The organism is Streptomyces sp. NPDC055287 (assembly GCF_053646035.1).
Map to the genome: position 1 here is coordinate 197,327 of NZ_JBSHNE010000011.1, position 12,916 is coordinate 210,242.

The following is a 12,916-nucleotide window of genomic DNA, read 5'->3' on the forward strand; positions in this document are numbered from 1 at the left end:
GCCTCCACATCAAGCCAGTCCGGTGTACAAGTCAGCCCGCCGGGCACGTGCGGCCCGGCCGGCGCGGGCGCCCTCACGCGTCACCTTCCAGGTCGCCCTCGAGCTCCAGGTACGTGGCCCGCAGCCGCTCCAGCGTCTCCGCGTCCGGCTCGGCCCACAGCCCGCGCTCGGCGGCCTCCAGCAGTCGCTCCGTGATGCCCCGCAGCGCCCACGGGTTGGACTTCTTCATGAAGTCCCGGTTCTCCGGGTCGAAGACGTACTCGCTCGACAACTTCTCGTACATCCAGTCGTCGACCACACCCGCCGTGGCGTCGTACCCGAACAGGTAGTCCACCGTGGCGGCCATCTCGAAGGCGCCCTTGTAGCCGTGCCTGCGCATGGCCGCCATCCACCGGGGATTGACCACCCGCGCCCGGAAGACGCGGTGCGTCTCCTCGCCCAGGGTCCGCGTCTTCACCTGGTCGGGCGTCGCGCTGTCACCCACATACGCCTCGGGCGACTCACCTGTCAGGTGCCGCACCATGGCGACCATGCCGCCGTGGTACTGGAAGTAGTCGTCGGCGTCGACGAGGTCGTGCTCGCGCGTGTCGACGTTCTTCGCGGCCACCGCGATCCGCCGGAACGCCGTCTCCATGTCCCCGCGGGCCGCCTTCCCCTCCAGGCCGCGTCCGTAGGCGTATCCGCCCCACACCGCGTACACCTCGGCGAGGTCCGCGTCCGAGCGCCAGTTGCGCGCGTCGATCAGCGGCAGCAGGCCGGCGCCGTAGGCCCCCGGCTTCGAGCCGAAGATGCGGGCCGTCGCGCGCCGCCGGTCGCCGTGCGCGGCGGTGTCCTCGTCGGCGTGCGCCCGTACGAAGTTGCGGTCGGCGGGCTCGTTCAGGTCGGCCACGGCCCGTACCGCGTCGTCGATCAGCCCCACGACATGCGGGAACGCGTCCCGGAAGAATCCGGAGATCCGCACGGTCACGTCGATACGCGGCCGCCCCAGCTCGTCCAGCGGCACGATCTCGAATCCGGTCACCCGCCGCGACGCGTCGTCCCACACCGGGCGGCAGCCCAGCAGCGCGAGGATCTCCGCGATGTCGTCGCCCTGGGTGCGCATCGCCGACGTACCCCAGACCGTCAGGCCCACGGACTTCGGATAGTCGCCGGTGTCCGTCAGATAGCGCGCCACCAGGGAGTCGGCGAGCGCCTGGCCGACCTCCCACGACAGCCGCGACGGAATCGCCTTCGGGTCGACCGAGTAGAAGTTGCGCCCGGTCGGCAGCACGTTCACGAGCCCGCGCGTCGGCGAACCGGACGGCCCCGCCGGTACGTAGCCACCGTCCAGCGCGTGCAGGATGTTGCCGATCTCGTCCGTCGTACGGGCCAGCCTCGGCACGACCTCGTCGCAGGCGAACCGCAACACGGCCACCGCGTCGGGCAGTTCGACGCCCAGCACCTCGGTCACCAGGCCGGCGGCCTCCGCCGCGTCCCAGCGCCGCTCCTCCATGCCCTCGGCGAGCCGCCGGCACAGCTGCTCCAGGAGATCGATCGCGTCGGCCCCCGTCCGCGCCGGACCCTCGACCAGCGCGGTCAGTCCGTCCGCCACCTTGACCGCGGCGCCCGGCTCGCCCAGCAGCTCCTTCTCCACCAGCCCGAAGTGCTCGGCGAGGCAGGCGCGAAGCCCCGGCAGGGCGTTGGCCTTGCCGCCCCACACCTGCGAGGCGCGCAGCACGGCCAGCACCAGGTTCACCCGGGCCTCGGCCTCCGGGCCGCCGCCCAGAATGTGCAGGCCGTCGCGGATCTGCACGTCCTTGATCTCGCACAGGTAGCCGTCGATGTGCATGACGAACTCGTCGAAGTCGTCGTCGTCCGGCTGCTCGTCCAGATGCAGGTCGTGGTGGAGCTGCGCCGCCGTCACCAGCGTCCAGATCTGCGCCCGCACGGCGGGCGCCTTCGCCGGGTCGAGGTCGCTCACCAGCGCGTACTCGTCCAGCAGCTGCTCCAGCTTCGCCAGGTCCCCGTACGTGTCCGCACGCGCCATCGGCGGCACCAGGTGGTCCACGACCGTGGCGTGCCCGCGCCGCTTGGCCTGCGTGCCCTCACCCGGGTCGTTGACGATGAACGGGTAGATCAGCGGCAGCTCGCCCAGCACGGCGTCCGGCCCGCAGCCCGCCGACAGGCCGAGGCCCTTGCCCGGCAGCCACTCCATGGTCCCGTGCTTGCCCATGTGCACGATCGCGTCCGCGCCGAAACTGTTCTCCAGCCACCGGTACGCCGCCATGTAGTGGTGCGACGGCGGCATGTCGGGGTCGTGGTAGATCGCGATCGGGTTCTCGCCGAAGCCGCGCGGCGGCTGGATCATCACGACGACATTCCCGAACTGGAGTGACGCCAGCACGATCTCGTCACCGTCGACGTACAGTCGGCCGGGCGCCTCGCCCCAGTGCTCCAGCATCCCGTCGCGCAGTTCCGGCTCAAGGTTGTCGAACCATGCCTGGTAATCCGCGAGCGGCACGCGCGCGGGGGCGGCGGCGAGCTGCTCCTCGGTCAGCCACTCCACGTCGTGGCCACCGGCGTTGATGAGCCGGTGGATCAGCTCGTCGCCGTTGTCGGGGTGGCCCTCGACCGCGTATCCGGCGTCGCGCAGGGCGTCGAGCACCCGGATCGCGGAGGCGGGGGTGTCGAGGCCCACCGCGTTGCCGACGCGCGAGTGCTTCGTCGGGTAGGCGGTGAAGACGAGCGCGAGGCGCTTGTCCTTGTTCGGCTTGTGGGCCAGCCGGGCGTGCCGTACGGCGATACCGGCGACGCGCGCGGCGCGCTCGGGATCGGCGACGTACACCGGCACGTCACCCTCCCCCTGCTCCTTGAAGGAGAACGGGACGGTGATGAGACGGCCGTCGAACTCCGGGATGGCGACCTGCATCGCCGCGTCCATCGGCGACAGCGCGGCGTCGGAGGCGTCCCAGGTGGCGCGGGACGACGTGAGGCACAGGCCTTGCAGCACCGGCACGTCGAGGTCGGCGAGCGCGCCGATGTCCCAGGCCTCGTCGTCACCACCGGCCGACGCGTCGCTGGCCCGGGTGCCGCCTGCCGCGAGGACCGTCGCGATCAGGGCGTCGGCCTTGCCGAGCTCCTGGTACAGCTCCGTATCGGCGCTGCGCAGCGAACCGCAGTACACGGGAAGGGCATTGGCGCCCTGTGCCTCGAGCTGCTCGCACAGTACGTCGACGAAGGACGTGTTGCCGGACAGCTCGTGGGCGCGGTAGAAGAGCACGCCGACCGTCGGGCGGTCCTCGTCGTACGCACGCGTGCCGTGGACGCCCCACTCGGGCATCTTCTGCGGCTCGGCGAAACCGACGCCCGTCAGCAGCACCGTGTCGGAGAGGAACCTGGCCAGCTCGACGAGGTTGCCGGGGCCGCCCTCGACGAGGTAGCGCAGCGCCTCCGCGACGACACCCGCCGGTACGGACGACTCGGCCATCAGCTCGGCGTCCGGCACGGTCTCGCCGCCCAGCAGGACGGTCGGAATCCCGGAGGCCTTGAGGACCGCGAGCCCGTCCTCCCAGGCGCGCTTGCCGCCGAGCAGCCGGACCACGGCGACGGAGGCGCCCTCGATCAGCGCGGGCAGTTCCTCGGCCGCGTCGATACGGGTGGGGTTGCCGATGCGGTACGGGGCGCCGGAGGCGCGGGCCGCCAGCAGATCCGTGTCGGCGGTGGACAGCAGCAGCACGGTGTGCTCGGTGCTCTCGGTGGGCTGAGTGCTCATGCGGGCGCTCCAGGTGCGATGAAGGGAAGTCCTGAGGGCGCGCCCGACTCGATGAGCCGCAGCAGCGCGTCCGTATCAGCGTGTTCTTCGATGAGGTCCCCGAGGCGGTCGAGCTGCTCCTCGCGCAGCGCCTCGAACGAGGTGTCCGGAGCCGGTACGAAGCGGCGGCCCGCGGCGGCGGCCACCTCGCGCAGGAAGGCGCGCCGGAACGCGTCGCTCTCCAGCGAGCCGTGCCAGTGGGTGCCCCACACCGACCCCACCCGGCACCCGTCGAGGAAGGGCTCGCCGCCCAGCACTTCGGCGACGCCGTGATGGATCTCGTATCCCTCGACGGGCTCGCCCAGCGCGCTGCCGACGGGCCGCGCCAGCGTCTTCTCGCCCGCGAACCGCACGCGCACCGGCAGCAGCCCGAGCCCGTCCACGGTCCCGGCCCTCGACTCGATGTCGTCCTCGATGCGCTCGCCGAGCAACTGGAAGCCGCCGCAGATCCCCAGCACGGGACGGCCTTCCGCGGCCCGCCGCGCCAGCGCCCGGGCCAGTCCGCGCTCGCGGAGCCACTCCAGGGCCTTCACCGTCCCGCGGGTGCCCGGCACGATGACGAGGTCCGCGTCGACGAGCTCCTCGGCCCGGTCCACGAATCGCACCACGACGCCCGGTTCGGCGGCGAGCGCGTCCACGTCCGTGAAGTTGGACATCAGCGGCACGGCGCACACGGCGACCCGCAGTACGTCGTCCCCGACCGGCGGCGCGACGACGGACTCCCGTACGGCGCCGCGCAGGGAGACCCGCAGCCCGTCCTCCTCGTCGATGCCGAGGCCGTGCGCGAAGGGCAGCACGCCGTACGTACGCCGTCCTGTCAGCCCCTCCAGCATGTCGAGCCCCGGTTCGAGCAGCGAGACGTCGCCCCGGAACTTGTTGACCAGGTAGCCGGCCACCAGCTCCTGGTCCTCCCGGCTCAGCAGCGCGGTCGTACCGAAGAAGGAAGCGAAGACTCCGCCCCGGTCGATGTCGCCGACGACGACCACCGGGAACCGGGCCGCTCGCGCGATGCCCATGTTCACGATGTCGGTACGCCGCAGATTGATCTCGGCGGGACTGCCCGCCCCCTCGCAGATCACGGCGTCATACGTGCCCCGCAATTCCCGCAGACAGTCCGTCACGGTCCCGAGCAGTGCTTCCTGCCGTCCCCCGCGCAGTGCCTTCCCGGCGGCCACAGCGCCTGATTGCGGCTGCGCCGCGGGCCCGGACGCCCCGAAGAACCCGCGAGCGCTCATCTCGCCCACCGGCTTGCCCAGCAGCACCACCTGGCTGCTGCGGTCACTGCCCGGCTTGAGCAGGACGGGGTTCATGAGCGCCGTCGGCTCCACGCGCGCGGCCTGCGCCTGCATGGCCTGCGCCCGCCCGATCTCCGCGCCCTCGCGCGTCACGAACGAGTTCAGTGACATGTTCTGCGCCTTGAACGGCGCGACCTTCACACCCTTGCGCACGAGCCATCGGCAGATCCCTGCCGTCACCACGCTCTTGCCGGCGTCGGACGTGGTCCCCGCCACGAGCAGACCGCCCCCCAATGAACCGCTCACACGCGTCCCTTCCCCGTACGTATCCTCGTGCGCGCGGCTCGTCGCACCGCGCCGAAAGTCAGCCGCCCCGCGACAGCCGTCGCCAGAGCCAGCACACCGACGCGCCGCGACAGCCGCGCAGCCCGCTCGATGTCCGGTACGCCGACGGGCCGGCCGGCGGCGTTGAGCACGGGCCGGTGCTCGACACGGCCCGCGTACGAGAGTGTCCCGCCGAGCCGTACGCCGAGCGCGCCCGCGAACGAGGCCTCCACGGGGCCCGCGTTGGGGCTCGGGTGCTTGGCCGCGTCCGCACGCCAGGCCCGCACCGCGCCGCGCGGGTCGCCGCCGGAGACAGCCGCGACCGCTGCCAGGGCGGCCGTCAGCCGGGAGCCGGGCCAGCCGGCCACGTCGTCGAGGCGGGCCGAAGCCCAGCCGTAGCGCAGGTAAGTGGCCGATTTGTGCCCCACCATGGCGTCCAGGGTGTTGATGGCGCGGAAGGCCACGAGCCCCGGCACACCGCCCAGAGCGCCCCACACCAGCGCCCCGACCACCGCGTCCGAGGTGTTCTCGGCGACGGACTCGACGACGGCGCGGGCGATCTGCTGCTCGTCCAGGGACTGCGGGTCGCGCCCGCAGAGATGGGGAAGGCGTTCGCGGGCGACCTCGACGTCCCCGGCCTCCAGGGCGCTGCCCACGGCGCGGGCCTCACGGCCCAGCGACGTACCTCCCACAACGGCCCAGGTGGCGACGGCGGTCAGTGCCGCAGCGGCGGCGGGGGAGCGGCGCACGGCACGGGAAGCGAGCGCGGCGGCAGCGGCGGCGCCCCCGGCGCACACGAGGGTGTGCACCGCGCCCCACCCGCGGTGGTCACGCCACAGCAGGGACTCGACGGCGCCCGCGGCCCGCCCGAACGCGGCGACCGGGTGCCCGCGGCGAGGATCACCGAGAACGAGGTCGCCGATCAGGCCGGCGGTGGCGCCGTACGCGAAGATGCGATCGGCACGCATGGCTCAGCAGGCCGATGCGCCTCGAAGCGAACACGTCGTACTCACAGGGATGTCAGGACTGACGGAACTGACAGGGGTGACTGAACGGCAGCCGGGCATGGCGGTATGTCCTCACTCAGGGTCCGCGCCCTGGTTCGACGTGACCGGCGGTGAGAGTTCCTGGCTCCCGGGGACCTCTTCGTCTTCCCCGGTAACAGTGGCGGGACCGCGCCGGATTCGCACCGGGCTTCCTCTCGTGCCGCCGTATTCGGCTCGGGCAGTCCACCACGCTCCGCGAACGCCGTCAACTTGCCGTTGACCTGCGACGGGAGAGTGTGCTGAGGCACACAGAGACCGCCCCGCCGACGGCTGTGGAGGGCCGGTGACGGGGCGGTTTCTGTGGTGCTTTGCGTGGAGTCGGGCCGGAGCGTCAGACGACGATCAGGTAGATCCCGTACGTCACGGCCGCCGCGCACAGCGCGAAGCAGGCGTACGCGCCGGTGCGCGCCAGGACGGCGGACCCGCCGCCCTGCGCGGAGGCGCTCTCCCGCTTGGAGAGACCCACGATGCCGAGGGTGAACAGGCCCACCAGGGCCACGGTGACCACGAGGCTCACGCCGAACACGGAGCCGAGAGCTGCCCAGTCGATCTTCATGCTGTCTGTCCTTACACCGCGGCCGGGCTGGCCGGCTCGGCGGAGCTGCCGGCCGGGGCCGGGATGGTGGTCAGTAGGTCCTCGGCGGCGACGGGGCCCGCGGCGGCGACGGCAGCGGCCGTGGGCGGCACGCTGACGGCCGCCATGGCGGTCGTGACCACACCGGCGGGCTCACTGATCTCGTCGTCGGTGACGTTGTTGTGGTCGACCGGCTTGCGGCGCGACAGCGCCCAGATGACGGCCGATCCGCCCACCAGCAGCACGGCGACCGCGACGATGCCCCAGGTGCCCTGACTGGTGAGGAACTCGGCGGCGGCGGCGACCAGACCCGCGGCCGGCAGCGTCAGGCCCCAGGCGACGAACATCCGGGTGGCGGTGGACCAGCGGACCACGCCGCCCTTGCGGCCGAGACCCGCGCCCATGACGGCGCCGGAGCAGGACTGGGTCGTGGAGAGCGAGAAGCCCAGGTGCGAGGAGGCCAGGATGACCGTCGCGGCGCTGGTCTGAGCCGCGAAGCCCTGCGGCGGGCGCAGGTCGGTGAGGCCCTTGCCCATGGTGCGGATGATGCGCCAGCCGCCCAGGTACGTACCGAGCGCGATGGCGACGCCCGCGGACACGATGACCCACATCGGGGGGTTGGAGCCCGGGGCGATGACATTGCCGGTGACCAGGGCGAGGGTGATGACCCCCATGGTCTTCTGCGCGTCGTTGGTGCCGTGGGCGAGCGAGACGAGACCGGCGGAGGCGATCTGACCGGCCCGGTAGCCCTTGGCGGTGGCCTTCTCGTCGGCCTTGCCCGCGATCTTGTACGTCAGCCTGGTGGCCAGCAGCGCGGCGAGGCCGGCCACGAGGGGCGCGGCGATCGCGGGCAGCAGCACCTTGGTGACGACGACGTCGCCGTTGACGCCGGAGGCGCCGACCGACATCAGGGTGGCGCCGATGAGGCCGCCGAAGAGTGCGTGGGAGGAACTGGACGGCAGGCCGATCAGCCATGTCATCAGGTTCCAGAGGATCGCGCCGACCAGCGCCGCGAAGATCACTTCTACGGTGATGCCGCTCTCGTTGACGAGCCCCCCGGAGATCGTCTTGGCGACCTCCACGGACAGGAACGCGCCGACAAGATTGAGCACGGCGGACATGGCCACCGCCGTCTTGGGCTTCAGAGCGCCGGTCGAGATGGTGGTCGCCATCGCGTTGGCGGTGTCGTGGAAACCGTTCGTGAAATCGAACACTAGAGCTGTCACGATCACAATCGCGAGCAGCAAGGTGATGTGTTCCATTTACCCAGGCAATCGTTCGACGTCAGTGGCACGTGGAACGTAGGCAACCTGGGTGAACGGAAGGTGAACTGGGCCGGGCGGTGTGGTGACCCGAAGCGGTTCGGCGCCATTCCGCTTGTGCTCGGAACGGCGCCGGACCGGGCAATCGGCGGCCCCCTCACCCCCTCGCGAACCCCTTGAGGCGGGCCGTGGATCCGTTGAAGAGATTCTGGTCACCCGGCAGGCTTCCGCTGCCGTTGTCGAACTGCCAGATCGTCCAGTACGACCAGCCGGCGGGCAGGGGGCCCGGCGAGGCGTTGTAGCGGGCGAGCCACAGCGGGTGGTCCGGGCCGAAGGCCCGGCTCCTGCCGGTGCACTCGTTCCACCACAGTGTGGTGGTGTAGATGACCGGCCTGCGGCCCGTGCGGCGCTTGACCTCGTCGCTGAAGGACCGGATCCAGGAAACCATCTCCGGCCTGCTGAGCCCGTAGCACTTGTTCCTGCCGTACGGATTGTGCTCCAGGTCGACGGCCGGCGGCAGCGTCCAGCCGTCCGGCTGCCAGTCGCCGCCGTTCCGTGCGAAGTGCGCGGCCTGCGTCTTCCCGGACGACCTGTGGGGGACGGCGAAGTGGTAGGCGCCGCGCACGATGCCCGCCCGGCGCGATCCGTTGTACTGCTGGCTGTAGTAGGGATTGCGGTAGGTGTGCGACTCGGTGGCCTTGACGTAGACGAACTTCGCACCCCGGCTCTTCGCCTTCCGCCAGTCGACCTCCCTCTGGTGCGAGGAGACGTCGTGGCCCCTCGGCCTCGAGGCGGCCGAGACCGGGATCTCGGCGAGCGCGGTGCTCCCCAGGGCCAGGACGGCGGCGGAAGCCGCGAGCGTCCGGGCGCGGCGGAGCGGTTTGCGGTCACGGGCCATATTTCCCCCCGATGGCGACGTGCATGACAAATGCCGGAGATCCTAGGGGAAGATCCGCCTATGCCGGTCGATCCCCGGCCAATCCGTCCGAGTGCCATAAATATTCATGTATGCGGCCTTACGGACGCCCGGCCTCCGCACTACAGTGCCCCGGGCCCCGCTGGCAGGATCACCGCATGACTGACATGGATGATGAGGCCGGCATGGGTGACGTGACCGACCTGACTGACCTGACTGACGTGGCCGGCACGGCTGACGGGGCAGACGGGGCCGGGCAGCGGCACGACACGATCGAACGGGCCTGGGGCAGCCTGGTGGCCACGGCCCGCAGGACCGTGCGCGAAGGGCTGGTGGTCGGCACCTCGGGCAATGTCTCCGTACGCGTCGGCGAACTCGTCCTCGTCACCCCGAGCGGAGTTCCGTACGACCGGCTGAGCCCGCGGGACGCCGTCGCCGTGGACCTCGACGGCAATCAGGTCCTCGGCAAGCTCACCCCCACCAGCGAGCTCCCGATGCACCTCGCGGTCTACCGGAGCACGGGCGCCGCCGCCGTGGTCCACACCCACGCCGTGCACGCCACCGCCGTCTCCACTCTGGTGCCCGAGCTGCCCCTCGTGCATTACATGGCCGCGGCCCTCGGCGGCCCCGTCCGCACCGCCCCGTACGCGACGTACGGATCGCGGGAGTTGGCCGAGAACATGCTCCTCGCCCTGCGCGACCGCTCGGGCTGCCTGCTGCAGAACCACGGCACCGTGACGTACGGGGACACGCTCGACCAGGCCTACGACCGCACCGCGCAGCTGGAGTGGATGTGCAGGCTCTGGCTCACCGCGAGCGCGGTGCCGGGCCGGGAACCGTCTCTGCTCTCCGGCGCCCAGCTGCGCGAAGTACAGGAAAAGCTGCGCGGATACGGCCAGCACGGCTGACACTCCGCACCGGAGCTGACACCCTGACACGAAACCGTCCGGCCCCCGCCCACTGGCCCCGCGCCCCGCTGGTGCGGACACTGGAGCGGTGCGCCCGGCTACAGCGACGGCAGCGGCCGTCACCACACTCATCGCCGTCGGGGCGGCAGCGGTCGCGGCCGGCCGCTGCGCCGGCGACGCCGCGCTCAAGGCGTCGGCCGGCCGGCCGCTGCCGTCCGACCCCCGGCTCACCGTGCACGCCACCGCGGCGGGCCAGGTCACCCTGACGCGCTGCCTGGCGTCCCTGCGCCCCGGCACGTACGGCATCGAGGGCCCCGGCGTCCACGCGGTCGTCGGACCCGTCCTGGAGAACGCGCCGCACACCCCCGACACCGTCGTACGCCGCCTGGAACGCGTCAGCCACGGCACCCTCGGCCCCGGCGCCAGGGTCCGGCTCACCCCGCAGCTGTACGTCGGCGATCCGCGCACCGCGCTCGGCATCGACCACGCCGACGTGGACGTGCCCGGTGAACTCGGCCCCCTGCCCGCGTGGTTCCTGCCGGGCGCTCGCGACACCTGGGTGATCAGCGTGCACGGACTCGGCGCCACCCGGGCGCACCCCATGAACCTCATGCCCTTCCTGCGCTCCCACCACCTCCCGGTCCTCGCCCTCGCCTACCGGGGCGACGCCGGCGCCCCCAGGCCGCCGGGCGGCCTCGGCCACCTCGGCGACTCGGAGTGGCGCGACGTGGACGCCGCCATCCGCTACGCCGTGCGCGGCGGCGCCGAGCGCGTCATCCTGCACGGCTGGTCCACCGGCGGGGCCATGGCCGTGCACGCCGCGGTGCGCTCGCCGCTCCGCGACCGCGTGAGCGGACTCGTACTCGATTCCCCGGTCCTCGACTGGGAGGCCACCGTGCGGGCCCTGGCCGTCGCCCGCCGCACCCCCGGCGTGCTGCTCCCGCTCGCCGTCAGAGCCGTGCAGGGCCGCACGGGGGTGCGTGGCGCCCGCCTGAGCGAAGCGGCCGGCCCCGGCGGGCTGCGCGTTCCCACGCTGGTGTTCCACGGCCCGGACGACACTGTGGCCCCCTGGCGCCCCTCGCGCGAACTGGTCCGCCTGCTCCCCGGCCTGGCCGTCCTGCACACCGTCGCGCACGCCCCGCACGCCGCCATGTGGAACGCGGACCCGGCCATCTACGAAGAGGCTCTGCGCCGCTTTCTGACCCCCTTGATGTAGCCCGGCCCCCTGGTGGCGCCCGGAATATCCGTCCCTTCCGGCGGGGAAAGGTTCCGGCCAGACGCCGTCCATGAGCGGCAAGTTCGATTCCGTTTGGGCTTTCGGGGCGTCAGCGGCGAGACTGCTCTCCGTGACGTCCCGTACCCCGCGCGACTCCAGGCTCCGACTTGTCCGCCCGCGACCCCTCGCCGCTGCCCTCCCCCTGACCTCTCAGGGCGGACCCCAGGCCGTGACGAACCGGCGTACCCGCCCCGCCCCGAGGCCCCCCGAGGGCACTCCGCCCCCCGCGGAACTGGCCCGTCAGGCCAGGGCCGTGCTCGCCGACGCCGTACGGGTCGCTCGCTGGGCCTCCCCGTCGCCGCACGGCGCGGCGTCCCGCGTCGAGCCCGGCCGGGACGGCGCGCTCTCCGCCGCCGCCGTCCAACAGGCCTCGACGGAACTGGACTTGACTCCTTCCCAGGTCCGCGCGGGCTGGGACAGGGCCCGGCTCGCCGGCCTGATCGAACTGCACGGCGACCGCACCCGGCCCGGCTGGCGGCTGCGCGCGTGGGACCGTGACGACGCGGCCGTGCTGCGCGGCTGGGTCGCGCTCTTCGACGCGTGGTCGATCGTCCACCCCGCGCCGGACGGCATCGCCGCGGCCTCCGTCGCCGAGGTCGTGGAAGCCGTCCCCCAGGTGCTCTCCCTCCTCCAGCTCTCGGCCGGTCCGGTGCAGGTACCGGCCCTGCTCGACCTGCTCGAACAGCGCGTCGCCGAACTGCGCGAAGAGCGCTGCGAGGTGCCGTACGGTCCGCAGCCGCTCCCCGCGCCCGCGGTGGGGGCTCCCGCCCCCGCCGTCCCCCTGCCCCTCCTCCTCGACTGGGCCCTGGCCGGCCAGGCCGCGGTCGGCGCCCTGACGCTCGGCCCCGGCCTCGCCACGCTGACCGCGCTCGGCAACTGGGCGGTGTGGGTCAAGCTCGAGCAGATCTGCGTCGCGGCGCAGAGCCCGGCGGGGAACATCGAGCAGTCCGCCGAGGACATGCTGCGCGGCTGCGCCCGCCTGACGCCGGGGCCGGCCCGCGCCGAGTACCGCGCCTGGCTCGCCGCCCGCACCGTCTCCAGCGCCGTCACCGAGCTCCTCGAGGCCGCCCGCGGCGAGGACGCGCTGCTGCGCGGGCTCGCCTTCGACGCGCTGCGGGTGGTCGGCGCCCCGGCGGAGTCCGGCGTACGGGCGGCCGCCGACGACAGCTCGCTGCGCCCCTACGCCCTGCTGTGGCTGGCGGAGTACGAGGGCGCCGATCCCGAGGACGCCCACGAGATCCTCACCCGCGAGGAGTCGACATGGCTGTGGGTGGACACCGCCGCGGCCGTCGCGGACCACGGCGAGACGCAGCTGCTGGTACGCCACCTGGACGCCGCCGTGCAGTCGACCGTGCCGGCGCTGCTGGAGGAGGTACAGGCGATCGGCCACCCCCGCACCGTCCAGGTCCTGGTGGCCCTGGCGGCGGCCCACCCCGACCCGGCCCTGGCGAAGGCGGTCCGCAGAGCGGCGTTCCAGGTCCACACGGGCGGCGTGTAGCCCGTCGGCCGCGCGCCGCTGCGGGGTGGCGACGTCCGTCCGGACGGCTCGCGGCCCCGGGGAGTGCGGCGCCCGGCACCCCTCCCC

At 72.7% G+C, this 12,916-nt stretch carries 9 protein-coding genes and 1 riboswitch; of the genes, 3 read left to right on the top strand and 6 right to left on the bottom strand.

What is annotated here, in order from left to right; genetic code table 11:
- Window positions 1-73: 73 nt before the first annotated feature.
- The 6 genes from cobN to ACWIHY_RS19770 form a co-directional block, all read right to left on the bottom strand.
- On the bottom strand, window positions 74-3,751 hold the full coding sequence (cobN, locus tag ACWIHY_RS19745; protein WP_454376923.1) for a cobaltochelatase subunit CobN: 3,678 nt from the start codon (window positions 3,749-3,751) through the stop codon (window positions 74-76).
- On the bottom strand, window positions 3,748-5,319 hold the full coding sequence (locus tag ACWIHY_RS19750; RefSeq protein WP_454376999.1) for a cobyric acid synthase: 1,572 nt from the start codon (window positions 5,317-5,319) through the stop codon (window positions 3,748-3,750). Before ACWIHY_RS19750 ends, cobN begins: the two co-directional genes overlap by 4 nt.
- Window positions 5,320-5,327: 8 nt before the next feature.
- Window positions 5,328-6,317 (bottom strand): cobalamin biosynthesis protein, encoded by a 990-nt coding sequence (locus tag ACWIHY_RS19755; protein WP_454376924.1) that lies wholly within the window; start codon window positions 6,315-6,317, stop codon window positions 5,328-5,330.
- Window positions 6,318-6,470: 153 nt separating this feature from the next.
- Window positions 6,471-6,550: riboswitch (cobalamin riboswitch) on the bottom strand.
- 176 nt (window positions 6,551-6,726) lie between these two features.
- Window positions 6,727-6,951: a hypothetical protein gene (locus ACWIHY_RS19760; RefSeq protein WP_454376925.1), complete on the bottom strand. Its 225-nt coding sequence runs from the start codon at window positions 6,949-6,951 to the stop codon at window positions 6,727-6,729.
- An 11-nt stretch (window positions 6,952-6,962) separates the two neighbouring features.
- The gene (locus ACWIHY_RS19765; RefSeq protein WP_454376926.1) at window positions 6,963-8,231 is read right to left on the bottom strand and encodes an anion permease; all 1,269 of its coding nucleotides are present in this window, start codon (window positions 8,229-8,231) and stop codon (window positions 6,963-6,965) included.
- A gap of 157 nt (window positions 8,232-8,388) precedes the next feature.
- Window positions 8,389-9,129, bottom strand: a complete 741-nt coding sequence (locus ACWIHY_RS19770; protein WP_454376927.1) for a lysozyme — start codon at window positions 9,127-9,129, stop codon at window positions 8,389-8,391.
- A 203-nt stretch (window positions 9,130-9,332) separates the two neighbouring features.
- On the opposite strand from ACWIHY_RS19770, the gene ACWIHY_RS19775 reads away from it, so the two are divergent.
- The 3 genes from ACWIHY_RS19775 (at window position 9,333) to ACWIHY_RS19785 (ending at window position 12,829) form a co-directional block, all read left to right on the top strand.
- Window positions 9,333-10,055, top strand: a complete 723-nt coding sequence (locus ACWIHY_RS19775) for a class II aldolase/adducin family protein (protein ID WP_454377000.1) — start codon at window positions 9,333-9,335, stop codon at window positions 10,053-10,055.
- Window positions 10,056-10,143: 88 nt separating this feature from the next.
- A complete protein-coding gene (locus ACWIHY_RS19780) occupies window positions 10,144-11,271 on the top strand; it encodes an alpha/beta hydrolase (protein ID WP_454376928.1) in 1,128 nt (375 codons plus the stop codon).
- A 229-nt stretch (window positions 11,272-11,500) separates the two neighbouring features.
- A complete protein-coding gene (locus ACWIHY_RS19785) occupies window positions 11,501-12,829 on the top strand; it encodes a hypothetical protein (protein WP_454376929.1) in 1,329 nt (442 codons plus the stop codon).
- The last annotated feature ends 87 nt before the right edge of the window (window positions 12,830-12,916 follow it).